Source organism: Acetobacterium malicum subsp. dehalogenans DSM 11527 (assembly GCF_000472665.1).
Classification (GTDB): Bacteria; Bacillota; Clostridia; order Eubacteriales; family Eubacteriaceae; genus Acetobacterium; species Acetobacterium malicum.
Window position 1 is genome coordinate 1 of record NZ_AXAC01000032.1, and the last position, 24,674, is coordinate 24,674.

Sequence of the window (24,674 nt, forward strand, 5' to 3'; positions counted from 1 at the left end):
CACAACCATTGTTTTTACCCGATACATCCTGCTGGAATGGCTTCGCCGAAACGAAAATGATGATAAAACCTTGTGTGAGTTATTCTTCAGGCTTTGTGATGACATCCAGGATATGGCACTCTCAACCGCTCTTCAAAGTTTGATGAGCTTATTTGTTGAACAATTGAATTCGGTAGGCTCTAGAAAGTCTACTCTGTTAAAAAATCAACTCCAGCAATGGATTGAATCTCAGGCCTCTTTTATCAAGGCTTTGTTTGGTCAATTGGGCTGGGAAAGTTGAGTTATTTATAATTAATTTAAAATCATAAATCCAATTTATTTAAAATAATTGACGCCGGCTTTAAAGATCTGCTGATCCATATTGCCAGGAATATTTTTATAGAGATTCTTGCCAATCCGTTCGGAGTGACCCATTTTTCCCAAGACCCGGCCATCCCGACTGGTAATGCCTTCGACCGCATAAATTGAACCATTGGGGTTGAAGCGACCATCAAGGGTGGCAGCTCCCTCAAAATCAACATATTGGGTGGCAATCTGGCCATTTTCAATGAGGGTTTTCAGTACCGCATCGCTGGCCACAAAGCGGCCTTCCCCATGGGACATAGGCATGCGGTGGATGTCACCGACACTGGTATGGGCCAGCCAGGGCGACAGTGTCGAACTGATCCGGGTCATCGGGATGGTGGACACATGCCGGCCGATGGTGTTAAAGGTCAGGGTCGGCATCTCCTCGGTGATATCACAGATTTCACCGTTGGGCACCAGTCCCAACTTGATCAGCGCCTGGAAGCCATTACAGATTCCCAGCACCAAACCGTCCCGATTATTGAGTAAATCCATGACTGCATCCATCATCTTGGGATTTCTAAACACCGAGGCAATAAATTTACCGGAACCGTTGGGCTGATCACCAGCACTGAAGCCGCCGGGAATCATAATCATCTGGGATGCTCTAATATGGGCGGCCATTTCGTCAATGGACCGGCTTATATCCTGAGCTGACTGATTTCTGAAAATGGTGGTGACCGGTTTAGCGCCGGCGTTCTCAAAGGCTTTGGCCGAGTCGTATTCGCAATTGGTACCCGGGAATACCGGGATGAATACCTGAGGTTTTGCCTGTTTTTCTTTGTTGTAAACAATCGGTGTGGCCTTAAAGCTTAGGGTTTCTACTGCACCGGTGGTTTCCGCTTTTTCCGGATAGACTGACCGCAGTGGTGCTTCCCAAACTTCCACCAGTTCATCGATCGCAATGACATCACGGCCATGAATAATTTCGCTGGTATCATTGGTTTTCCCGATCGGGGTTGATCCCTCCAGAATTTCAAAACTTTCGACTAGAATACTGCCATGCAGCGGTTTAAACAAAAAGGCTGGATCGATCCGGTCATTGAGGGTCACTCCGATGCCATTTCCAAAGGCCATTTTTGCCACGGCTTCTGCCAGGCCGCCGTAACCAATGGTTTTTGCACTTAAGATTTTGCCTTCCTGATTGGCCTTAATGATACTATCATAAACGGCTTTAACCACCGTTAATTCCGGTATACCATTTTTGTTTAAAGGCAGGGTAAATAGTTGCACCAGGGACTCGGTTGACTTGAGCTCACTGGTGATCACCGCATCGACATGGGATGTTGCTACCGCAAAGGAAATCAGCGTTGGTGGTACGGTCAGTTCCCCAAAGGTACCCGACATACTGTCCTTACCACCGATGGCTGGAGTTCCCATCGCCGTCTGGACTTGATGGGCGCCTAAGAGTGCTGCGAAAGGTCGGCCCCATTTAAGCGGTTCTTTGCCCAATCGTTCAAAATATTCCTGGAAACTGAGGCGGGCCTTTTTATAATCACCCCCCATGGCAACCAATTTTGACAGGGATTCGAGCACCCCCATCATCCCACCTAAAAAGGGACTGTTTTTGGCAATAACCGGATTGTAGCCAAAGGTCATCATACTGCAGGTGGTGGTATCGCCATGAATCATCGGGATCTTGGCTACCATACCATCCATTGGTGATAGCGCGTTTTTCCCGCCGTAGGGCATGGCCACAGTGCCGGCGCCAATCGTTGAGTCAAACATTTCCACCATGCCCCGCTGGCTGGCAACATTCAGGTCTTTGAGCGTTTCGGTCATCATATTAATAAAATCAAATTGTTCATCATTTATGGGATCTTGATCCGCTGTTTTTATTGCGCTATTTATTTGTATTGGCGACTCAACTGCCACATCAATAAATTGCGGTGCGCCGTTGGTTTCCAGAAATGCTCGAGAGATATTCAGAACTTCTGCGCCCCGCCATTTCATGATCAGACGGCCAGAATCGGTAACGGTGGCAACCGGGGTAATCTCAAGATTTTCAGCATGCCCCATGGCAATAAAAGCGGCCACATCGTTAGGATCAACCACCACGGCCATTCGTTCCTGGGATTCGGAGATGGCCAGTTCGGTGCCATCCAAACCTTCATATTTCTTTGGCACCTTATCCAAATCGATTTCCAGACTGTCTGCCAGTTCGCCAATGGCCACTGAAACACCGCCGGCACCAAAATCGTTACAGCGTTTGATTAAATTAGCCAACTCTTTGCTTCGGAATAACCGTTGGATTTTACGTTCTTCCACGGGATTCCCTTTTTGAACCTCAGCACCGCTTTCCATAATTGATTCTTCGGTGTGGGCCTTGGACGACCCTGTGGCACCGCCACAACCATCCCGTCCGGTTCGTCCGCCGACTAACAGTACCACGTCGCCGGGGGTGGGGCGTTCACGGATGACATTTTCTTTTGGTGCTGCTGCAATTACAGCACCAACTTCCATCCGCTTGGCCAAAAAGCCAGGATCATAAACTTCAGTTACCTGACCGGTCGCCAAACCAATCTGATTCCCATAAGAGCTGTAACCGTGAGCCGCTTCCGTCGAAATTTTACGTTGCGGTAGTTTGCCAGGGAGCGTGTCTTCAATGGCTGCCCGGGGATCCCAGGCTCCAGTAACCCGCATTGCCTGATAAACGTAGCTTCGTCCTGACAGCGGATCCCGGATGGCACCGCCTAAACAGGTGGCGGCACCCCCGAAAGGTTCAATTTCGGTAGGGTGGTTATGGGTTTCATTTTTGAACATCAGCAGCCATTCTTCATCAACACCGTCATGATCGACGACCATGTTGATGCTGCAGGCGTTGATTTCTTCTGATTCATCCAAATCCGCTATCCGTCCCTGTTTCTTGAGGGCTTTGGTGCCAATCACGGCCAGATCCATCAGGCTCATTGGTCGTTCGGTATTTTCACCGTATAGATCTGTTCTGGCCAGACAGTAATCATCATAGGCCCGCTTCATCGCCTGTGAAATAGGATCATCCCCCAGGAACTGTACCTGCTTGATCTGGGTCAAAAAGGTCGTATGACGACAATGATCCGACCAATAGGTATCAATTACCTTTAATTCCGTAATGGTCGGATTTCGTTTTTCATCGATATTAAAATAATTTTGTACAAATAAAATGTCCTCGGTAGTCATAGCGAATCCATTCTCTACCCGAAACGCTTCTAATTGATCTGCCTTCAACGCAATAAAACAATCTAATGGCTTGATATCGGCAGGCTCCCGCACCTCATCGACCAGGGTAACAAAAGGTTCCAGGCTGGCTTCCTGAGAATCCACCGGATTGATCATATAACGCTTGATACTGTCAAATTCCGTTTGTGTCAATTCACCTGTGAGTACAACAATTTTTGCTACCTTAACCAGCGCCCGTTCGCCGGACACGATCTGAATACACTGAATCGCAGAATCGCCGTGCTGGTCATACTGGCCGGGTAAATAGGAAATCCCAAAAATCTTCTCGTCATCGTTAACCTGAAGGGTTCCTTCAAAAACCTGATCGACATTGGGTTCGGATAAAATGGTGCCAATAATCTGATTAAACAAACCATCTGCCACGCCTTCGACATCATATCGGTACAGAATACGCATGGATTCAAGCTTCTGAATCTTTAAAATTCGTTGAAAGGTATGTGTCAGCGATTTGGCTTCTACTTCAAACTTGTCTTTTTTTTCTACAAAAATTCGTTTTATCACAATTTTTCCACCTTTTTTAATGATAAACTTATTTTACTATTTCCGAACAATAATATCAATAGAATTTAAAACGTTCGGATTATTTTTTTATTTTACCGATAATTTCTTAGCCTTATCCGATTATTTTTAAGTTTTTCACGTTTCTAGTATATTTTAAAGTATAATTGAATAGTATTTGGGTAATATAATTTTATCCCATCATCAGGTATAAAAAAACGATCCACGAGAGGTAATAATATGAAAATTTTCCATTTGCATCATAGCGGCTTTTTAATTCAACTTGAGGACAAAACTCTGATCTTTGATTGCTTTACCCATATTCCAACCAGTCTCCTCCGCAAAGGAATTCCTCATTTTTTCTTTGTGTCACATGGCCATGGTGATCACTACACGGCCGATATTTTTTCGACCGATCGGATTTATCATCCTACCTATATCTTAAGTGATGATATTCCGAAGACATCCACCCACAAAACCCACGTTATCGGCCCCTACCAGCACATGTCTCTGGGCGGAATGGATATTAAGACCTTCGGTTCCACCGATCAGGGCATCTCTTTTTATATTGCCACCAATTCCCACCGAATTTTTCATGCCGGTGATTTGAACTGGTGGGACTGGGACACTAACGAAAAACCAAACATTGATCCGGCCCAGGAAGAAAAAGACTTTAAATCCGAGCTGGAAAAAATGAAGAACCTGCCGATGGAATTCGCCTTTGTTCCAGTGGATCCCCGGCTGGGCGACTCTTTCTACAAGGCCGGTGCATACTTTATTGAAACCTTTCATCCCAAGGTCCTGATTCCCATGCATTTCAAAGATGATTTTGGAATCATCAAACAGTTTAAGGACAAAGTCGGAAATACTAAAACCATTATCCCCGAATTTAAAGAGCGGAATGTTAAGATCAAAAACACCTGGTCCCCAGTAGTCTGAACACCAACTTATCTGCTTATATCAGAACACCCTCCCTCTCACGCGAGAGTGGAGGGTGCTTCTCAATTCTTCGGGACTAGCTCCTCAATATTATATAGATAACTCTATTGCTTTTTGATAACATTTATACAAATATCCGTGCCTTTTGCAATCAAAACGGTTACCATAATTCGAAAGGAGTACCCTCATGAATGATCTCTTTTCTCTCAACGAACAAAGTCGTCAGCAACTCGAAGGAATTTTTAACGTCAGTATGGAATTTCTTTGCATCACCAATGGACGGGGAGAAATTCTAAAGACAAACCAGGTTTGGGAAACTAAACTAGGCTACCTGACCCCAGAACTTCTCGGTAAAAATCTCATTGACCTTGTCCATCCCAATGATGTGGCAAACCTGCTTCTTGCCCTTAAAAAACTCACCGCCGCAAACAAAATTCTGGCCTTTACCAGCCGTTTACGTTCTACTAACGGCGACTATCATTTTGTGACCTGGCAGTTTCAATGGATTGATGAATTGATTTACAGTAGTGCCAAAGATCTGACTGAACTCTATCATGCAAAAAAGGATGCTGAATCTGCCGAATTTTCAAAAAATCAACTACTTTCTATTTTATCTAATGAAATTCATGAACCACTGGACAGTTTGTCCCTATTTTTGCAGTTAATTAGCAAAACCCAATCCATCTCGGAGCAGAATATCTGTCTGGAAAACATCCGACTGTCCACAGAATTTCTGGCGAATCTGATCAATGGAATTCTGGCCACAGATAAAAGCAATCCGACCGTTCATGATGTGACTTCCTTTAATTTTCACGACACTATCGAAGATGCTATTATTCCTTTGATCGTCAGCGCCAAACGCCATAATATTACCATCGATTTGTCGATACATCCAAAGATCCCGCCAACTGTTCAGGGCGATCCGCAACGACTCAAACAAATTATTTCATTTTTAGTCCTCAATGCCATCAAATGTCTGGAACGCGGTAAAATCAGTGTCGAGGCAACTCCCGAAAACACCGACAAAGCCGTTTTTAAGATTTATTTTAGTGTCAAGACTTCTGGCCTGACACACTCACAAGGCAGTGCCGATGATCCTTTTTCCAGCTATGATTCCCATGGCAGCACTCAAGAAAGCAACCTCAATTTTGGTCTGGAACTGGTGAAAAATCTAGTTGAAACGATGAATGGCAAATTGTCTGCCAGTCGCGACAATGAGAGCGGCTATGACTTTTCGTTTCATGTTCTATTGCTCAGAGACAATGCCCCGAATATCAAAAACGACCGCAGTATGGGCGGGCGAGTTTTACCCATGTATAATCAGAACATTCGCCTTAAAGCAGAAGAACTGCGGGCAATTGAACAACTCCGAAATGATCAGCCTAAATCCGATCGCCAGGCCATTGCGATAAAAAGAGAGCGGATCTTAATCGTTGATGATTCCCCTGAGAACACCCAATTACTTGCTCAGATGTTAGTCGAAAATTATGAAATTCTAGTCGCTAACAGCGGAAAAGATGCCTTGGCTATCGTTCAACAGGTTCCGGCCCCGGACCTGATTCTATTGGATCTGAGCATGCCGGACATGAGTGGCTATGAGGTCTGCAAACAAATTCAGCTGGAAGAAAGTACCATGGCCATTCCGATAATTTTCCTGACAATTCTGAGTGACCCGGAAAATGAAGCATCTGGCTTGCAATCCGGCGCCGTAGATTTTATTTCCAAGCCCTTTGATCTCCCCAGGGTCGAGGAAAAAATCAAAAATCATCTGGCGCTTAAGCATTATCGGGAAATTCTAAGCACTACTGCCGATACCGACGCCTTAACGCAGATCCCGAACCGCCGCCGCTTCGAAGAAATGCTGGCCATCGAAATTCGCAAAGCACGGCGTAATAACACCACCCTGTCGGTGATCAGAATTGATATCGACTATTTCAAACGTTACAATGACACTTATGGACATTTGGAGGGCGATGATTGTCTCCGGGAAGTTGCCGATGCCCTTAAGAAAACACTAAAACGTGCCGGTGATCTGGTTGCCCGTTGGGAGGGCGAGGAATTCATCTGTCTGCTCCCGGACACAAATTTGAAGGGTGCAGCCCATGTTGCTGAAAATATCAGAAAAGCAGTTTTGAATCTGAGAATTCCCCACCAGTCCTCGCCAGTAGAAAAAGTTGTCACCTTATCACTCGGCGTCGCCAGCGGGACCAGGTCTCATGAAAATCAAGCCGAAGATTCTTTTGAAGCCCTGCTCGATCACGCCCAGATGGCTCTGACACAATCTAAGGATACCGGTCGAAACCGGGTCTTTGTGTACCGAAAATAAAAAAAAAGTAAAGAACCCCTGTCGATTGATACCAAACTCTCTCGGATCAGGGGTTCTTCTTTATAATTTGAAGCAATTGCTTTCAATCAGATAATCTCTCACACCGCGAAGCGAAGCATGACTGGTAGCCTGACTGATTCTGGGATATACAGTCAAATGATCCATGCGGTTTTCGACCTTACTCAGATTATAGCCTTCCGGCAGCACCACAAATTTTCCAAATCCCGGTTCAATAGCCCCTTGGGGGCAGCCATAGACGCAGCGCAGACAAATCACACAGTCATTTCCAAAGATATGCTTGCCATCAATGATTTTGATATTATCCCGGGGACACAGTTTTTCACACCAACCACAATCGACACACTTATCATTAACCTTAAGCCGGCGACCAAAAAAACTTCCCCCTAAAACTTCAAAATAGCCAAGTTTTGAAGCAATCCGATCAATTCCATAAGGTGCTGTTCGATGTCGTTTCCCTGCCATGATTTCCACTACCACCTTATCCACAATCACCGGGGTGGCATGGAGTACCATGGCACAGAGGCTTTCATCAAAACCAACTAAGAAATTTGACGGCATCACGACCATTTTTTCATATATCACATTGTATCCTTTTTTCTCAAGGTGACGAATTGTGGCCGTTCGACAGGCCGTATTGGGCGATATTTCTCCGCCGCCGGACACTGAAACAACCACAGCCGGCCGGCCCTCGACCGGCGGGATTTTTTCCAGCCATTCCACAATTGGTTTGGGGGCATTAAACGCATACACCGGAAAAAGCAAGACCAGCACATCGCCAAAAACAACCGGAATTGTCCCACCTTTTAATTCTGTCCGTTGAACGGTTATCGATCTTTCCATAAATGAACGTTCAAATGCATCTGCAACCCGGGCAGTTCCTCCAGTACCCGTAAAATATACAAGATTCGCGCTTTTAAAATCCATTTTTCCCTCACAATCTATACTGTTGCCAATTTTATCTAAATGAACCATTACATGTATTACTATGCTTTGATCTTGTCTTTATCTCAAATATTTCCGTTTTTGTAACTTTTATACGCTATTTTTATTCATTTAGGTATCCCAAGGATCGCAGTTTATCAATATGACTTCATTCTGATAATTTTTACCCTCTTTCTTTTTGTTTAAACACCCTCTGCACAGATCGATTTATGATTAAAAAGCTTTACAGCCAGCCCAAATCAAGTATAGAATATAAAAAACAATTACACGCTTTCGATAAACTGGAAAGGAAACCCCGAACATGAATAAATTTTGCGATCCATACTGCGAAGATGACATGAAAAAGGACGTTTCAGCAATAAATAGTAACAACCTGGATACACTGACCCAGATTGCCAACCGCCAAAATTTTGATGTGATGTTCACCGCGGCGATAAACAAAGCTAAAACAACAGTGTGCTATTTATCAATCCTGATGATTGAGATTGATTATTTTAGAAATCGTTATGACAACGATGGTCAACTGTCCGGAGACGACTGCCTGCGCCTGATAGCGTTTACGCTAAAAGACACCTTGAAACGCTCTGGTGATTTGGTCGCCCGATGGAATGATGAAAAATTCGCCTGTATACTCTCAGACACCGACCCTGCTGGTGCTGTTGAAATGGCCGAAAAAATAAGAACAAAAGTTTTAGGTTTAGCCATCCCCAACTCGGCATCGACAATAGCTGAAGCTGTGACCGTTTCCATTGGGGTAGTTACGTCCATTCTCACTGATGAGACCTCCTATGATACACTTTTGAAAAAAGCAGAACTTGCATTATCAACTGCCAAAGAACTGGGTCGAAACCAAATTGTTGTCAGTACCAACTAAAAGTCCGGTTTTCAGCCTGGTTTTTATTTGGTTATCACACAGTTTCGGCCACTAATTTTTGCTTCGTAGAGTGCTTTATCAACCCGATCGATAAAATCCTCAAAGGATTCACCCTTTATATATGCGGTAACACCAAAACTGCAGGTTTGTCTGAGTCCACTTGTAAACTGGGTCTGTTCCACAACAATTCGGATCCGTTCAGCTGTTATCGTTGCCCCATCACTGTCAGTCATCGGCATGATGATCAAAAATTCCTCGCCTCCCCAGCGACTTAGCATATCAATTTTTCGAATTTCCAGAGATAGCAATTTTACCAGATAAATGAGAATTTCATCGCCAAGATTATGTCCGTAGGTATCGTTCACCTTTTTAAAATAATCCATATCGAGCATAATAATCGAAAACTCCAACCCGTAGCGATCACATCTTTTCATTTCATTTTTTATAAATTCATGGGCCTTCATGCGATTATAAGCCTGGGTCAGATAATCCCGTTCTGCCAGGCGTCTGGCTTCCCTGTTAGCTTCCTCCAGCTCTGCAGTAACCACTTTGATGAAATTAACCAGCCGGGAAATAATCCGGGTGTGCTGACTGGTAAAAGGATCCAGTGATCTTGGTTTTTCAATCCGTTTCGCTATTCCTTCTTCCGTTTTCTGTCCATCCCGCTCTTTCATACTGACTGCCACCATCGTGGCGTTGAGCAGCATCACATGTTTACCCTGAGAATAAATTTCGCCATAGGTATAAAATCCTGATGTAGGAGCAATGGTTTCGAAGGGCCGGGTTTCCAGATCCACCTCACGCTGTAACAAAAAACGCCGACAAATGCAAGAATAAAGAAATATAGCCTCCGGATTAAAGATCTGAATACGATTTTGAATATCATTGGCTTTTTCAATCATTACCGCAGGATTACCATAGCCAATGCATACTTTTTCACCTTCTCTCAGATCTGTGATAAATTTAATGGCATTTTGGTCATTTACCACCATCGGAGCTTTGGCATACTGAATCCCATTGCGTTCGAGCAATAGCGGAAATTCCAGTACATTCAGAAAAAAATCCCGGTCATTCTGAATATCCAGATAACGGTTGAACACATTAAAAGCGGGCTCATCATCGATCTTCTTCACCCAAAGACCATCGGTTTCAGTAATGATCATTTCTTTGCTTAATGGTTGCCACCCCAAATAGGTATGCATATCAATCTGGATGTCATTGCCCATGAACACAACAGCCAGTACCCCTTTTGACGTGTAGTTTTTATTTAAAGTAATCAGTGGTCTTTGTTCGGCTTCATAATCACCTGCACCACCTCCAAAGACGGGATAGGTACCGCTTCGAGCCGCTGAAAAACCTTTTAAAAAATCAGAAACATCCATCGTAAAAGGGGTTGTCAGGAGCATGACCCCAGCGATTTGCTGGCAAGACATTTCTATTTTTTTCGCGAAGTGATTTCCTGAATCGAATTGGCTTCCGTCGACACCTTCGAGTAAAAACCCTTGAATTCGGGTTTTTTCAAAAAAAGCAAAGGAAATCACCGTGGTATTAATAAGCAGACGTCCTTCGGCAATTTCTCCCATGGTGGTCGCCCCCGTTATCACGCCTGCGGGCATCATCTCCCGAATGGTTGATTCGATAGCCATCAGCCATTCGGGATCTCGCTCGGATGAGAAAATTTGTATAAATACTGAAACCGCGCAATTCAACCGATCTTTGCATTCATCAGTCAACAGGTATTGATTTAACATTTCGATAGTATTAATTGTTATTATTTTGCTGATCATTGAATCATCCCCTATCCACTGGCTTAGACATAGCAATATCTATCTGGTCTATATTGTATCAAGATCAGCTTCGTTTAACCAGCGTTTTCATCTCAAAATAAAAATACTGAACTAAATATCCATTTTTTTATCTCATCAGCTACTATAATCGACTCAGAAATGATAAATTTTAGTTATTATACAGTAGATATTTGCTGTGAAAAGAGCTATAATAATACAGCATGCATCCATTCATGATGCCTGTAAGCACTTATACTTTTCTAGTGATATCCAGCTGTCAAATTTCTATTTTCAGAATTTCGACAGCTGGATATCTGAATAATTACAATTGAAAGGGGTTATTATGAATGAAAATCAAGAACCGAAGCAGGCTCCGGTAGCAAGCCATGTAACTGATGCAGTACCCGAAAGCGCTGTGCATCCAGCTGGATTTATCCCGGCTCAAGCTCATCGCAAATCCCGAATCTCCACAAAGCTGCTGGTGTTTACCGTTTCTCTGATCGCACTGGCGGTGCTGGCTCTGGGGATTATCGCTGTCAATCTGGGCTCATCGGCGTTAACTAACCAGGCCAATACCGATGCCCAAAAGTACACCATCGAAGGTGCTGCGCATGTTGGTGCCATTATTACTGGAAACTTGTCTACCCTCAGTGAAGTGGCTTCCCGGGCCCGGGTCACCACCATGGATTGGCAAACTCAGGTCGATGCTGTTGCTGGAGATGTGGAACGGTTGGGTTATCAGGATATTGCGGTCATGGATCTTGCCGGTCATGCCAAGTACATCAAAGGCGGCGGTGAATTTGATTCCTGGGGCGAATTCTGGTATGAAGATGGATTCAAAGGTGAACTTTCTATTTCTGATGTGGCCATCAGTAAAGTTACTAAGGAACCGGTTGTCTTTGACGTGGCTCCCATTAAAAGCAATGGTCAGGTCGTGGGCTTACTGGTTGGTCGACGTGACCCCACCTTCTTAAAAGATACCACCAATGCCATGGGCGATGGCGAGCGGCAATATGGTTTTGTTGTCAATGAAAACGGTGCCATGATGGCTCATCCTGATGATCAGATGATTCTTGATCAGGTTAACGTGTTTGACGATATTGAGAAAGATGGCATCTGGAAAAGTTTTGGTTTGGCCTTAAAAGAACTTGGCACCCAAACAACCGGGATGCTCACCTATACTGTTAATGGTGAGACTAAAATCGGCTCCGCTGCACCCATTCCGGGAACTAACTGGACCCTGATCGTTGCCCAATATGAAGACGATGTTTTGGCACCGATCACTAATCTGAGAAATTTGATTTTGTTAATCTCATTGATGATTCTTTTAATTGGCGGCATCGCTGCCTATGTCATGGCACAAAAACTTGCCAAACCCATTATCAGGCTAAAAGAAGTGGCCGATCAGGTGGCAGTGGGAAAAGTCGATGTGGAAATTGAAGTGACCACCTATGATGAAATTGGTGATTTAATGCTTTCCTTTGAAACCATGATCCAGAACAACAAAGGAATGGCAGGAGCTGCTCAACGGATGTCACAGGGTGATTTTGAAGTTGAAATCGTACCCCGTTCTGAAGATGATGTCATTTCCTATTCAATGGTTGCTGTTTTGGCAGAAATGAACAGAGTTCACGATGCCATTGTAAAATTCGGTACTGCCGCATCAGAAGGTCAACTCAACTACCGGGGTAATACTAATGAATATACTGGTGCTTACAAAGACATGATTATCTCTTTAAATAATGTTATCAATACCTTTGTGAAACCACTCAAGGTTGCCAACAAAGCGATTGAACGCATCGGTAACGGGTTGATACCACCAAAAATCACCACTGAATACAAGGGTGATTTCAATGATTTAAAAAATAACATTAACGCCTGCATCGACGGTCTGGGCGCTTTAACGGAGACTGGTGAAGTACTCCACCGACTCTACGTCAATGACTTCTCTGCCAAAATGGAAGGAAACTATTTGGGCGTCTTTGGCGATCTGGCTACCTCAGTCAACGAAATTCATTGGAAGCTAAACTATATTCATGCCATTGTCAATAATGTTTCTAATGGTAATATGAATGATTATGACGAGCTGGTGAATATCGGAAAACGGAGTGACGAGGATGAGTTTATTCCCAGTCTGATTCAAATGATTGAAAATATCCATTCCCTGGTCAGTGAAGCCGATGAAATGACTAAGTTGGCCGTTAAAGGCGATCTGGACCATCGGGGCGACCCCTCCCGCTTCAGGGGCGAATATGCCAAGGTTATTTCTGGATTCAACCAGACTCTGGATGCCGTTATCGAACCGATCCAGGCAACTTCGGCAGCTCTGAATGAACTTTCTAAAGGTAATCTAAACTTCACCATGAATGGTGATTTTAAAGGTCAACACGGTCGAATTAAAGATGATATGAACCGCACCATTGACTTCCTTAAAAACTATGTAACTGAAATCACAACGACGCTACAACAGATTGGCGAAGGAGATCTCAGCCAGGAAATCAAAACCTATTATCATGGCGATTTTGTCGCCATCAAGCTTGCCATTAACGGCATAACCACCCATTTAAGCGAGGTTATGAAAGAAATTGATGATGCCGCCGGACAGGTTGAAGCTGGTGCTATCCAAATCTCTGACGGTGGCCAGGCTTTGTCCCAGGGTACCACCGAACAAGCCAGTGCCATTCAGGAACTCACCGCTTCAATTGAAGAGGTCGCGGCAGAAACAAAACGAAATGCCAAAAATGCCAACGAAGCCAATGAGCGGGCGATTGAGGTTCGAACCAACGCCGAAGTCGGGAATTCACAAATGTCAAAAATGGTCACTGCCATGGTAGAAATCAACGATTCATCCAACAACATTTCGAAGATTATCAAGGTAATTGATGACATCGCCTTCCAGACCAACATCCTGGCTCTTAATGCCGCCGTCGAAGCGGCCCGGGCCGGACAACACGGCAAAGGTTTTGCCGTTGTTGCGGAAGAAGTACGAACCCTGGCGGCACGCAGCGCCGAAGCCGCTAAGGAAACGACTGGTCTGATCGAAGGCTCCATTGACAAGGTCGCAGTTGGCACCAAGATTGCTGATGAAACCGCCGAAAGTCTGCTTGAAATCCTCAGTGAAATAGAAAAAGTAACTGGTCTGGTCGGCAATATTGCCCGGGCTTCCAATGATCAGGCTTCTGAAATCGCTCAAATTACTAAGGGGATTGAACAGGTCTCAAATGTTGTTCAAACCAACTCTGCCACTGCCGAAGAAAGTGCTGCCTCCAGCCAGGAACTTTCCGGTCAGGCTGAAGTCCTTAAGCATATGATGAGCACCTTTAAGCTCAAAAATCAAAACAGGAGCAGTTATTCGGGAAAAACAGAACCGATTGAAAAAGCGGCTTCAGTTGCACCCCGTGCCCCGGTTTCTCCGCCCGAACCATGGATCTCGCTGGATGATACCGAGAACGATAAATACTAAACACGCTAAATAAAACCGCTCGATCAAACAACAAGCTTTTAGCAACCTTCCTGAAGACAATCATTGTTTATTGTCTTCAGGTTTTTTATTTTCGAAAGCAATCATATCTTTTGTCGTTCCGTCAAGGGGTACTCAGAAAATTATTAATCCGTTTTCTTTTGCCACTATAATACATCTAAAATACCTCTTTTAAACTTCGAAGAGTGTTATAGACTTATTGACATTTGATAACATTTTTGTATATATGGCATAAATATTTTAAGCATTTTTGAAAAAAACATAGTTTATCCTGTTTTTTTTTGTTTCATTTTACAATATTATCCCTTATAATAACTATGGATTTGAATAAATTAAACTTTTCAAACAATATGATTATGTATTCAATCTGTAAGGTGGTGTTCAGAAAAATACAGCGATCCCCCAAATAGTCCCAACCAGGTCTGCTCAAGTTATTTGTGTGAAGAATCTTTTCTAATGCATTTTGGTTGTTTTTTTTGTCATCATACCTGTAAGTAAGGACTCCGTCCGCAATTTGTGTACCCCCAGATTAAAAACCGGAGGAAGATAATTTGAATTGGTTTAAAAATTTAAAAATTAAAACAAAACTACTGACATCTTTTATTCTTATTGCGCTACTCGTCGGCGTTGTTGGTTTCATCGGAATCTTGAACACCTGGTCGCTTCAGAAGTCTGATCAGGAACTTTATGAACATATGACTGTTCCCATTTCTCAGATCGGTCAAATATCCACCACTTTCCAGATGATGCGTGTTAGTCTTCGGGATATGATTCTCGCTAACGACCCCGATCTGATTCAGTCAGTAAAGAAGAACATTGCTGCGGAGCAACTCAAAATTGACGAATTGGCCGGGGAATACGCAACAACGATTCAGTCGGATGAAATGCAGCAGGCTTTTGAAACCTTTGAATCAGCCCGGACCGAATAAAATAAACATCTTGACTCACTGATGAACCTGGCTACCCTCAATCAGGACACCGAAGCCTTTAACCTGATGAGCCCAGAAGGCGCTGCCGGTAAAGCTACCGCCAACATGCAATCGGCTATCGATAATCTGTCAACTTTAAAACTTGCTGATGGATTGGCCAAATCCGAAAATAATATCGACCAGGCCGCTGCTGCAACGACGACGATGACAGTCCTTATGCTGATCAGCATGGTTTTGGCCGTGGCACTGGGATTATTACTCACTTCACTGATCTGCGGACCACTACGCAAGGCCAGTCACATGATTCATGAGATGAGCAAGGGCCATTTCGGGAACCGTCTGAATATGGACAGTACCGATGAGATCGGTGAAATGGCCGATGCCATGGATACTTTTTCCGATGAACTCCAGCAGGTTGTTATTGCTACTATGAGTCAGATTTCTGAAGGCGATTTATCTGCCCATCTCGAAGTCAAGGATTCTAATGATGAATTGACCCCTGCTCTGAAGAAAACCATCGAAACCATCCGATCCCTGATCACCGAAGCAAATACCCTTTCTCAGGCAGCTGTAGAAGGCCGTCTCGATACTCGGGGACATGCGGATGCCTTCAACGGCGGATTCCGGGAAATCGTTGCCGGGGTAAACAGCACTCTGGATGCGGTTGTCGGTCCTCTAAATGTAGCTGCTGAATATATTGAACGGATTGGTAAAGGTGAAATTCCACCCAAAATTACCGATGAATATTATGGCGACTTCCGGGAAATTAAAAATAATCTAAACGCCTGCCTTGATGGACTAAGCGCCTTGACTGTGGCTGATCATACCCTTAAATTAATGAATAAAAATGACTTGACCCAGCCGATTGAAGGTGAATTCGATGGGATTTTCGGAGAGATTTCCAAATCCATCAACGGCGTCCATGCCCAGCTTGGTCGAATTGTCGATATTTCTACCATTATTCGCAATGGTGATTTAAGTGACCTGGACTTCCTCCGCAGTATTGGTAAACGTAGCGAAAATGATCATTTAGTACCTGCCCTACTGGGTATGACAGAAACGATTCTGATGCTGGTTGAAGAAACCAGAACCATGGCCCAGATTGCCATCGACGGTGATTTAAACAACCGTGGCGATATTACAAAATTCCAGGGCGAATATGCAACGGTTATTGAAGGTTTCAACCAAACCCTGGATGCCATCATTGATCCGATCCAAGCTGCTTCAGCCACCCTAAACGAGCTGGCCGAAGGTAATCTCAACATCACCATGGAAGGTAACTTTAAAGGTCAACATGGAAAAATCAAACATGACATGAATCAGACCATTGAATTCTTAAGAGCTTATGTTGAAGAAATAACCCAAACCCTAGAAGAAATGAGTCGCGGGAATTTTGATCTGGAAATTACTAACCTTTATTGCGGCGATTTCCTGGCGATAAAAAAAGCCCTCAACCTGATTGCTTCCAGCTTAAGCGTCACGCTGTTCGACATCAATGTTGCGGCCAGTCAGGTGGAAATCGGCGCCCAGCAAATATCAGACGGTGGCCAGGCCTTGTCTCAGGGTACCACTGAACAGGCCAGCTCCATTCAGGAACTGACGGCTTCCATCGAAGAGGTCGCTTCGGAAACTAAACGAAATGCCAAAAACGCCAACGAAGCCAACGAACTCGCCATCAATGTTCGTACTAATGCCGAAGTTGGTAATACCCAGATGGTAAAAATGGTTGCCGCCATGAGTGAAATCAACAACTCATCCAACAACATTTCTAAAATTATCAAAGTTATTGATGACATTGCTTTCCAGACGAATATCCTGGCCCTCAATGCCGCTGTCGAAGCTGCTCGGGCCGGACAACATGGCAAAGGCTTTGCCGTCGTGGCCGAAGAAGTCCGAACCCTGGCAGCCCGCAGTGCTGAAGCTGCCAAAGAAACCACCGGTCTGATTGAAGGCTCCATTGACAAAGTTGAGGTCGGTACGAAAATAGCCGATGAAACAGCTATTAGTCTGGCCGAAATTCTTAAGCAGATTGAAAAAGTCGCCGACCTGGTTGGCCGTATCGCCCGAGCCTCAAATGATCAGGCCTCTGAAATCGCCCAGATCAATCAAGGCATTGAAGCGGTTTCCCAGGTAGTACAGACCAATTCTGCCACTGCCGAACAAAGTGCCGCCGCCAGTGAAGAACTGTCGGGACAGGCTGAGATGTTAAAGCAAATGGTAGATGCCTTTAAATTAAAAAACACAAAAAAGCAGTCCGCCAAAGTCCCCGCTGATAAAGCTACAATAGCGCTCCCTGCTCCCCCACCATCGGCAGAAATCATCTTAGATGATCTGGACTTTGATAAATACTAAAAAAGATAGCAAAAAATCCTGTCCAAGCCTTACAACGCGGACAGGATTTTTTTATTATTATCTTTGTGTTACCCACTACGTTTGTCTTCACTGCTCCCAAACGCCAGTTCTTAAATCAGCAGTTACCTTCCATAGAAGTTTTATGAAGTCAATAGTTTTGCAAAATCATTGTACCGGGTTCTGGCCTTTTTCTGGGCTTTGATCCGGGCTTTGTTGATATCATGATAATTGGCAATGAGGATTATTACAATGTTGGCATCAATTTTGTTATCTTTGACCATTTGTTTCAGTACCTCAATCACTTTTTCCTTTTCCATTCCCTTGCGGTAGGGTCGATTCTCTGAAACCGCTGTGAAAATATCTGCTACCGCCATGATCCGGGCACCCTGCGAAAGTTCTGTTCCCTTCTTTTTAAACGGATAGCCGGTTCCGTCCAGCCGTTCATGATGCATCGAAGCATATTCATTTATTTCTTCAAATCCGGCGATCTGAAACAGCAGGACATAGGTATGATAAGTATGTTCTTTCATCACTGCAAATTCCGCCTGAGTGAGTCCAGCCGGTTTTTCCAGAATTTCAGTGGGAACTGTGAGTTTACCGATGTCATGAACATAGCCAGCCGCCTGAATTTTCTTGCAGGTTAGCTCATCGCATTTCAAGTGTTGTGCCAAACGCTTGGCTACTGCTGAAACCCCTTCGCTGTGAACCGCGGTAAAGTTGCTCCGAAAATCAATTACCCGGGCAAAAAGCTTGGTTATACCAATTAGCTCATCAATATTCAATCGTTGATCCTTGAACTTGATTTTTTTATAATAACGCCGGCCATTAGAAATAGATTCCAGATCATACCAAAAAAATTCCTTCTCTTTTAATTGTTCAAAAGCTTTTACATAGACGGGATTAAATTTTCGTCCGGAAGCACTTAAAATTTTTTCAAAAACTCGATCCTTCTGATCAATCATCTTGTCGTCCCGGGATATCAGAGTAGCAATCCGGTCCGCCAGATGGATAAGATGACTTTCTGGCATAACCGCTTCTTCACAAAACCTGAGACCTTCACCATTATTCCAATCCACGTGATGAAACTTAATTATTCTGGCTATTTCTGAAAACTCCCGGTAATCTTTTAGCAGCAGCCATCCAATCCGGGCATGCTGATGAGGATTGATGGCCTCAAACTTAAGCACATTTATCCTTTCCTGCATGCTTAAACCACCGATATCGTGCAAAACAGCGGCAACACAGACTTCATTCAGTTTCTTTTCTTCAAAGTTCAACGTTTCCCCCAGGTTATTGGTAATATAGGCGACGAGGCGTTGATGATGATTCAGTTCCGGGCTTACCATATCCGCAGCTCTTGATAATTGAAGCGTTAACTCTAATAAAGAAACCATTGTTTTTCCTTTCCGACAAAATATCCGTTTTTAAGTAGTATCTTGATATGATAGCATATTTTAATTACGATTGTAACATAAAACACCAGCATTTTTTTTGATTCAACTAACTTTTTTTCAGAAATTTAGATAAACGTAAAAAGGCTGCGATTAACGACGAATCCATCCGTCATTATATTATCATTTATCAGCTACCTGACTATTTTAGGATTAACTGCAAACTTGCTTAAATTTTAGTCTGGTAAAAAAAGCCATAAAAACATATAATATCGATAGAGATTAAGTTTAGCAGATATGAGGAGATATTGAAATGATCATTGATTTAAGAAGTGATACTGTTACTCAACCAACCCCATCCATGCGGGTTGCCATGGCCAATGCACCGGTGGGCGATGATGTCTATGGGGATGATCCCACTGTCAACCAACTGGAAAAACTGGCCGCCGAATTGCTGGGAAAGGAGGCTGCTTTGTTTGTCCCCTCCGGAACCTTTGGCAATCAACTGGCGATTATGACTCATACCCAAAGAGGAAACGAGGTCCTGGTCGGTGATGCCTGCCATATCCTAATGCATGAGGTGGGCGCAGCTGCTGTTCTTTCTGGCGTTCAGATCAGGACCTTCCCGGTTCTGGATGATGGCATCGATGTGGAAAAACTGGGGCTGATGCTCCGGGGCGATGACATTCACTTCCCGGATACCGGCCTGATCTGTATGGAAAATGCCCAATCATCAGGAAAAACTGTTCCCCTGGCCAATATGGAAGCGGTGTATGCGTTGGCTCAATCCCAAAACATCCCGGTCCATATTGATGGTGCCCGAATTTTTAATGCCGCCCTTGCCCTTGGTGTCGAGGCTAAAGAAATTGCGGCTCAGGGCGATTCGGTCAATGTCTGTCTTTCCAAGGGACTGTGCGCACCGGTAGGCTCGCTGCTGCTGGGAACCAAAAAATTTATTAAAAAAGCCCGCAAAAACAGAAAGCTGATGGGCGGTGGCCTCCGTCAGGCAGGCATTCTGGCCGCTGCCGGCATCATCGGTCTTACTGAGATGGTCTCACGACTGGAAGAAGATCACCAGAATGCCCGCTATCTGGCCAATCGGCTGGAAGAAATTGACTCCTGTTCGGTCCTGCGGAATCGTTTGGATATTAACATGGTCTTTTTTACGCTGCCGGAATCGGTTATCACTGAATCTGCTCTGGTCGCCGGTCTGTTGGAGAAGAATGTTAAAATCAGCGGACAGGAAGATGGCGAGTATCGCTTTGTTACCAATCACGGTGTCAGCTCTGACGACATCGATTGGGTCATTGAAAGCATGAAGACTCTTGTTTCCCGATATTCCTGATTTTTACCCTTCATTTTCATGAGTCAATGCATCAAAATCCTTTTATAGTTGGACTTGACGTGGTATACTAAACTCACTACAAATGGAGGATTCTTTATGACAACCACTTTCTACGGTAACCAAGGTGTTGTGAACAGCATCATACTTGATATGGAAACCGATTTCGAAAAACAATTAAAGTTTTTAAACACAATTAAATTCACCGATGACTTCAAGCCTGAATGGCTGCCGGATATTGTCAAAATCAGCTTTATCATTGAACCGTCCCTGGGACAGTTCGGCAAACCTAATCTGGTCATCATTGCCGAAGAAAAAAGCCTCCAGCGGCATGTGATTTTTGTGGAATCAAAAATTTCGGCTTATGATGACGCGTCGGAAAAACTGAATATAAAACTCTTTCCCAATAAATACAAAGATGTCGGTGATAAACTGAATATTCGTTTGGCTCTAATGTACCGTTTGGCCAAAGCCTATCACTATCAAAAAGACGGCGGATTTATTGAAGATGTGGACGAAGCGTACAAACTCTATCACGACGTGCCTAAGGTACTCAAAAAACCCGTCATGATCAAACTCTGTATTGATAAATTCGGATACAATCCGGATTTTTTGTTTGTCGCCATGACCAACGACCCCACCGATATTCAACCCTTTAAAAATGCCAACTTCCTTCCCCCCATTGGCGTCAGTGGCTGGCGGGCCGAAAAACAATCCTTCGGCTTGATTTCTTTTGCCATGCTTGAGGAACAGAAGCTGGTTGATCCCCGAAAAGGATATTATACCACCGCAAAAGAGAACGTTTTACATTTACCGGCGGAAACGGGTTCCAGCAATAATGACCCCACCATTCGAACTATCGTTCTGGATCAATGGCACCCGGAACTAAAGCTGAATCTGGAGGAGTTTTTAGTATCGCTGGGTGATCGACTTACCACCAGCAAGGTTATCACCTTCAATGGTTCTTATAGTATTAAAGCTGAAGACGGACGGACCCTGGTGAAACTTTTTGCCGACAAGGAAAAAATGTATATTACCCTGAGAAACGACAATATCCCGGTGGCCTTTATCGACAAGCCCCGAATAAAAATTGGCGTCGGTCTCAATGCCAAGTCTTTTGTTTTAATTTATTCAGGAACTGACGACCTCACTGGGGATCGTTACAATAAACTGGCTATGGACCTGATCGAAATCATTGTTGATTTTGTAGAACAGTAAAAGCTGCTTCTTGTCGATCATCCAAGCTGCTACGACCGTCCACCAAAAGCAATTGTTAGCATTGTCGACCTGATCAGGCGGCGGCGACAATTGCTTTTTTCTATTGATTGGACTATTTTTAACACGTTAATCATTTTGACTTAAAAGAAACCTCCATGTATAATTGAAATAATATCAGAGGCCGTAAAGGATAAACTTTTCAGACCCAAACGCTATATAATGAAGGATGAACAGATGAAAATGAACAAACAAACTACAAAAATGAAAAAATCTGACTCGATTCAGTTTAAACTGCTAATTGTCCCCCTGTTTTGCCTTTTTATGGGCATTGTTGCCATTGGTGCCGTATCTTCTTATTTAATTCGCGACAGTCTGCTGGAAGAATTAAAAAATAATGGCTTTACAACTTCCCAGCGATTTGTCACCCAGCTGGAAAACAACGCCAATGCCGTTGAAGCGTTGGCCGCATCAACTTCTGGGGTAACGGCCGAACAAAGAGAAAAATTCGAAGCTGAATTCAGTTATCAATCGCAGATTGATAAAATGGCTGATGATGAAAGCATTGTCTATATCGCCATCATCGACAAGAATGTGATCGACATCGCCGATAGTATCAAAGAAGACATCGGCAACGACTATTCCGATGATGACAGCATGAAAGCTGCTGCCCAGGATGGGATTGCCTCGGCATCGGAATACTATTATGAATCACAAGATGTAATCGTTTATGATGTGCTGTATCCCATGACAATTAATGGTGAACTAGTTGGGGCGATTGATATTGGCTACTCCATGGAAAATGTTTTTGCAGCTGTCACCAAAAATATTATGCTGATCGCCGGGATTGGCTTGCTGGTGTTTTTAGTTCTGGCCCTGATCCTTTATAAACTATCACAGTCGATTACCAAGCCTATTTACCGGGTTAACCAGATGATTCAGGAAATGAACCAGGGCTATTTGGGGATCCGACTAAATATGAAACCGACCAATGAAATTGGTGAAATGGCGGTTGCCTTAGATAATTTTGCTGATACCCTTCAGCTGGTTCTGATTGGAACACTGAACCAGATTGCTGCCGGAGATCTCTCAACCGAGATTTCGCCCCAGGGTTCACGGGATGAAATTACCCCGGCACTTAAACAGACCATCGAAAATATTCGTGATCTGATTGTGGAAGCCAATCGCCTCTCTGTCGCTGCAGTGGCCGGACGTCTGGAAACCCGGGGCAATACTGATAATTTCCAGGGCGGTTTTAAAGAAATCGTCCAGGGCGTTAATGACACGCTGGATGCTGTCATCAAGCCCCTACATGTAGCCGCCGACTATATCCACCGAATTGGCAATGGTGAAATACCACCAAAAATAACCGCCCCTTATCAAGGTGATTTCAACACCATTAAAAACAACATCAATGCCTGCATTGATGGTCTGGGAGCTCTGGAAGAAGGGAATCAGATCCTAGCCCGGATCAGCGTCAATGATTTTTCCCAGTCCATCACCGGAAATTATTGTGGCATCTTTGCCGAAATATCCGATTCCATCAACCGGGTCAACAACAAACTGGTTCATATTATGGAAATCATCAACAATATCGCCAACGGTGATATGCAGGATCTTGACGATCTCAGTACCACGGGCAAACGTAGCGATAACGATCAATTGATTCCCAGCCTGGTAGGGATGATACAGAATATCGTGATGCTCGTTAATGAGACCCAATCCATGGCCCGAATGGCCGTCGAAGGCGATCTTGACCATCGGAGCGATGCGACTCAATTTCCTGGCGAATACGCCCGGGTCATTGAGGGCTTTAATGATACTCTGGATGTGGTTATTGATCCCATCCGGGCCGCTTCAGCGACGCTGAATCAATTGGCTCAGGGGAATTTAACTATCACCATGAAGGGTGATTTCAAAGGGCAACACGGAAAAATAAAAGACGATATGAACCGCACCATCGCCTTCCTCAAACAATATGTTGACGACATAACTACTAACCTGGAACGGATTGGTCAGGGCGATCTGAGTCGGGAAATCACCAATCACTATCGCGGCGATTTCATCGCCATTAAATATGCTATTAATGATATTACAACCCGCCTCAGTACGGTCATGGGTGAAATTAACGATGCTGCCGTTCAGGTCGAATCTGGTTCCCGACAGATTTCCGATGGCGGCCAGCAATTATCCCAGGGTACCACTGAACAGGCCAGTTCTATTCAAGAGCTCAGTGCTTCCATTGAAGAAGTAGCGACCGAAACAAAACGTAATGCCATTAATGCCAATGAAGCCAATGACCGGGCTATTGAGGTCCGCGTCAATGCCCAATCCGGCAATCAGCAAATGAAAAAAATGGTCGCCTCCATGGCCGATATTAACGAATCCTCTCATAATATTTCAAAGGTCATCAAGGTTATCGATGATATCGCCTTCCAGACGAACATCCTGGCCTTAAATGCTGCGGTGGAAGCTGCCCGGGCCGGTCAGCACGGCAAAGGCTTTGCCGTGGTCGCCGAAGAGGTTCGTACTCTGGCGGCAAGAAGTGCCGAAGCCGCTAAAGAAACTACAGTTCTCATCGAAGGTTCTATTACCAAGGTTGAAGCCGGTACAAAAATTGCTGATGAAACGGCCACTGGTTTAAAAGAAATTCTCAATCAAATCGAAAAAGTCGCTAGTCTGGTCGAGAGCATTGCCCGGGCTTCCAATGATCAGGCGTCTGAAATCGCTCAGATTACCATGGGGCTGGATCAGGTTTCTCAGGTAGTCCAGACAAACTCAGCCACCGCGGAAGAAAGCGCTGCTGCCAGTCAAGAATTATCCAGTCAGGCCGAAATGCTCAAAGAAATGGTGGGCGCATTTAAACTTAAGCACGCTGCGTCAACAAAAACCAACCCTGTTCCACTTCCAAAAACGTTAACTGAAGGATTGCATCCAACGGAACTGGTGATTGTTCTTGATGATTTGGATCATGATAAATATTAATTTTTCTATCCACCTATAAGCGATGCGT

13 protein-coding genes and 1 pseudogene are annotated in these 24,674 nt (G+C 44.2%); 10 read left to right on the forward strand and 4 right to left on the reverse strand.

Going from position 1 to position 24,674, the window contains the following annotated elements; genetic code table 11:
* Positions 1-280 (forward strand): annotated as a pseudogene (locus A3KS_RS23765) (IS4 family transposase); the annotation flags it as partial.
* A 35-nt stretch (positions 281-315) separates the two neighbouring features.
* Here A3KS_RS23765 and A3KS_RS0112725 read toward each other — a convergent pair.
* Positions 316-4,065: a phosphoribosylformylglycinamidine synthase gene (locus A3KS_RS0112725; RefSeq protein ID WP_026395243.1), complete on the reverse strand. Its 3,750-nt coding sequence runs from the start codon at positions 4,063-4,065 to the stop codon at positions 316-318.
* Between the two features lie 237 nt (positions 4,066-4,302).
* On the opposite strand from A3KS_RS0112725, the gene A3KS_RS0112730 reads away from it, so the two are divergent.
* Both A3KS_RS0112730 and A3KS_RS22700 read left to right on the forward strand, forming a co-directional pair.
* Complete coding sequence (locus A3KS_RS0112730) at positions 4,303-5,001, forward strand: MBL fold metallo-hydrolase (protein WP_026395244.1); 699 nt, start codon at positions 4,303-4,305, stop codon at positions 4,999-5,001.
* A 187-nt stretch (positions 5,002-5,188) separates the two neighbouring features.
* A complete protein-coding gene (locus A3KS_RS22700; protein WP_051355859.1) occupies positions 5,189-7,327 on the forward strand; it encodes a diguanylate cyclase domain-containing protein in 2,139 nt (712 codons plus the stop codon).
* 60 nt (positions 7,328-7,387) lie between these two features.
* Here the strand turns inward: A3KS_RS22700 and A3KS_RS0112740 are convergent, their stop codons facing one another.
* Entirely contained in the window at positions 7,388-8,272 is an 885-nt protein-coding gene (locus A3KS_RS0112740; RefSeq protein ID WP_026395246.1) for an EFR1 family ferrodoxin, read from the reverse strand.
* 319 nt (positions 8,273-8,591) lie between these two features.
* Between A3KS_RS0112740 and A3KS_RS21225 the strand changes: the two genes are divergently transcribed.
* Positions 8,592-9,164 (forward strand): diguanylate cyclase, encoded by a 573-nt coding sequence (locus A3KS_RS21225; RefSeq protein ID WP_051355860.1) that lies wholly within the window; start codon positions 8,592-8,594, stop codon positions 9,162-9,164.
* Positions 9,165-9,187: 23 nt separating this feature from the next.
* Here the strand turns inward: A3KS_RS21225 and A3KS_RS0112750 are convergent, their stop codons facing one another.
* Positions 9,188-10,951, reverse strand: a complete 1,764-nt coding sequence (locus A3KS_RS0112750; protein ID WP_026395247.1) for a sensor domain-containing diguanylate cyclase — start codon at positions 10,949-10,951, stop codon at positions 9,188-9,190.
* 343 nt (positions 10,952-11,294) lie between these two features.
* Between A3KS_RS0112750 and A3KS_RS22705 the strand changes: the two genes are divergently transcribed.
* From A3KS_RS22705 to A3KS_RS22710, 3 genes are all read left to right on the forward strand, one after another.
* Complete coding sequence (locus tag A3KS_RS22705) at positions 11,295-14,414, forward strand: methyl-accepting chemotaxis protein (RefSeq protein ID WP_051355861.1); 3,120 nt, start codon at positions 11,295-11,297, stop codon at positions 14,412-14,414.
* Positions 14,415-14,983: 569 nt separating this feature from the next.
* Positions 14,984-15,361: an MCP four helix bundle domain-containing protein gene (locus tag A3KS_RS0112760; RefSeq protein WP_026395248.1), complete on the forward strand. Its 378-nt coding sequence runs from the start codon at positions 14,984-14,986 to the stop codon at positions 15,359-15,361.
* Between the two features lie 21 nt (positions 15,362-15,382).
* A complete protein-coding gene (locus A3KS_RS22710) occupies positions 15,383-17,713 on the forward strand; it encodes a methyl-accepting chemotaxis protein (RefSeq protein WP_051355862.1) in 2,331 nt (776 codons plus the stop codon).
* 140 nt (positions 17,714-17,853) lie between these two features.
* Here A3KS_RS22710 and A3KS_RS0112770 read toward each other — a convergent pair whose 3' ends face one another.
* Complete coding sequence (locus A3KS_RS0112770) at positions 17,854-19,107, reverse strand: HD-GYP domain-containing protein (RefSeq protein WP_035356247.1); 1,254 nt, start codon at positions 19,105-19,107, stop codon at positions 17,854-17,856.
* 310 nt (positions 19,108-19,417) lie between these two features.
* On the opposite strand from A3KS_RS0112770, the gene ltaE reads away from it, so the two are divergent.
* The 3 genes from ltaE to A3KS_RS22715 all read left to right on the forward strand — a co-directional run bounded on the left by ltaE (position 19,418) and on the right by A3KS_RS22715 (position 24,646).
* A complete protein-coding gene (gene ltaE / locus A3KS_RS0112775) occupies positions 19,418-20,449 on the forward strand; it encodes a low-specificity L-threonine aldolase (RefSeq protein WP_026395250.1) in 1,032 nt (343 codons plus the stop codon).
* A gap of 96 nt (positions 20,450-20,545) precedes the next feature.
* Positions 20,546-21,664, forward strand: a complete 1,119-nt coding sequence (locus A3KS_RS0112780; RefSeq protein ID WP_026395251.1) for a hypothetical protein — start codon at positions 20,546-20,548, stop codon at positions 21,662-21,664.
* Between the two features lie 240 nt (positions 21,665-21,904).
* Positions 21,905-24,646, forward strand: coding sequence for a methyl-accepting chemotaxis protein (locus tag A3KS_RS22715; RefSeq protein WP_084505003.1), 2,742 nt, complete (start codon positions 21,905-21,907; stop codon positions 24,644-24,646).
* Positions 24,647-24,674 lie beyond the last annotated feature (28 nt).

Coding starts and splice junctions, on each gene's coding strand:
- A3KS_RS0112730 (WP_026395244.1), top strand. CDS start 4,303: ATGAAAATTTTCCATTTGCATCATAGCGGCTTTTTAATTCAACTTGAG.
- A3KS_RS22700 (WP_051355859.1), top strand. CDS start 5,189: ATGAATGATCTCTTTTCTCTCAACGAACAAAGTCGTCAGCAACTCGAA.
- A3KS_RS0112740 (WP_026395246.1), bottom strand. CDS start 8,272: ATGGATTTTAAAAGCGCGAATCTTGTATATTTTACGGGTACTGGAGGA.
- A3KS_RS21225 (WP_051355860.1), top strand. CDS start 8,592: ATGAATAAATTTTGCGATCCATACTGCGAAGATGACATGAAAAAGGAC.
- A3KS_RS0112750 (WP_026395247.1), bottom strand. CDS start 10,951: ATGATCAGCAAAATAATAACAATTAATACTATCGAAATGTTAAATCAA.
- A3KS_RS22705 (WP_051355861.1), top strand. CDS start 11,295: ATGAATGAAAATCAAGAACCGAAGCAGGCTCCGGTAGCAAGCCATGTA.
- A3KS_RS22710 (WP_051355862.1), top strand. CDS start 15,383: ATGAACCTGGCTACCCTCAATCAGGACACCGAAGCCTTTAACCTGATG.
- A3KS_RS0112770 (WP_035356247.1), bottom strand. CDS start 19,107: ATGGTTTCTTTATTAGAGTTAACGCTTCAATTATCAAGAGCTGCGGAT.
- ltaE (WP_026395250.1), top strand. CDS start 19,418: ATGATCATTGATTTAAGAAGTGATACTGTTACTCAACCAACCCCATCC.
- A3KS_RS0112780 (WP_026395251.1), top strand. CDS start 20,546: ATGACAACCACTTTCTACGGTAACCAAGGTGTTGTGAACAGCATCATA.
- A3KS_RS22715 (WP_084505003.1), top strand. CDS start 21,905: ATGAACAAACAAACTACAAAAATGAAAAAATCTGACTCGATTCAGTTT.